Source organism: Luteibacter sp. P4_D7_3 (assembly GCF_056401735.1).
Genome location: NZ_JBFUIT010000590.1, coordinates 1 through 1,160 on the forward strand (window position 1 = coordinate 1; position 1,160 = coordinate 1,160).

General features: G+C 68.3%; 1 protein-coding gene. It reads left to right on the forward strand.

What is annotated here, in order from left to right:
* Positions 1 to 51 precede the first annotated feature (51 nt).
* Positions 52 to 1,160, forward strand: a 1,109-nt coding sequence (locus AC1DSN_RS22960; RefSeq protein WP_477333185.1) for a helix-turn-helix domain-containing protein, incomplete at its 3' end; no start/stop codon positions are given.

The following is a 1,160-nucleotide window of genomic DNA, read 5'->3' on the forward strand; positions in this document are numbered from 1 at the left end:
GACTAGGGCCGGATATCGAATGGTGAGAGTGACAAGTGTGACGGGATTCCGATGGACTCGCTGATCACCGCCGCGGCGCGTGCGCTCGCCTCGGGCGATCCCCTTGGTGCCTTGAAGCGGGTGGCGCTGCGCGAGGATGCGCCGGCACTCGCACTTAGAGGCATCGCCATGGCGCAGCTCGGCGAGCTCGTCCGAGCGAAGGCTCTCCTCAAAAGAGCCACTCGCGCGTTCGGCCCCAAAGAGACGATGGCGCGCGCCAGATGTGTCGTCGCCGAGGCGGAGATCGCGCTCGTCTCCCGCGATCTGACCTGGCCGGTGAAAGCACTCGACGCAGCCCGGGCGGTGCTTGAAGCGCATGGTGACCGGGTGAATGCCGCACATGCGTTCAATCTGGAGGTCCGGCGCCTGCTGCTGATCGGTCGCCTCGACGAGGCCGAGCACCTGCTCGCGGGCTTCGCGCCGCCGCCGCTTCCGCCGGCGTCGAGGGCTGCCTATGAGCTGGTTGTCGCCGGCGTTGCGATCCGCCGCCTCCGGACGAAAGCGGCACGCGCCGCGCTGGGCCGCGCAGAGCAGGCCGCACGGGAAGCCGACATTCCGGCAATGACGGCGGAGGTCGAAACCGCGTCGCTCGTCCTGAAGACRCCTGCTGTACGCCTGATTGCACGAGGCGAGGAACGTCCGCTGCTGCTGGAGGAGGTCGAAACCCTCCTCGCCTCCGGCGCGCTGGTGGTCGACGCATGCCGCAACGTCGTGCGGACCGGAGACACGATTATCTCGCTCTCGTCGCGGCCGATATTGTTCGCGCTCGCCCGCGCTCTGGGTGAGGCCTGGCCAGGCGATGTGCCGAGAAGCACGCTACTCTACCGCGCCTTCCGGGCCAGGCACGCGGACGAATCGCATCGCGCCCGCCTGCGGGTCGAAATTGGCCGGCTGCGTGTCGAGCTCCAGACGCTGGCGAACGTCACCGCGACCAAGAGGGGCTTTGCGCTGTCACCACATGGAAATGCCGACATCGTCGTACTGGCGCCGCCCGTGGACGAGCAGCATGCGGCGGTGCTCGCCTTGCTTGCCGACGGCGAAGCGTGGTCGAGCTCGGCGCTGGCGATCGCACTTGGCGCGAGTTCCCGCACCGTGCAGCGGGCGCTGGACCAGCTTTTGGC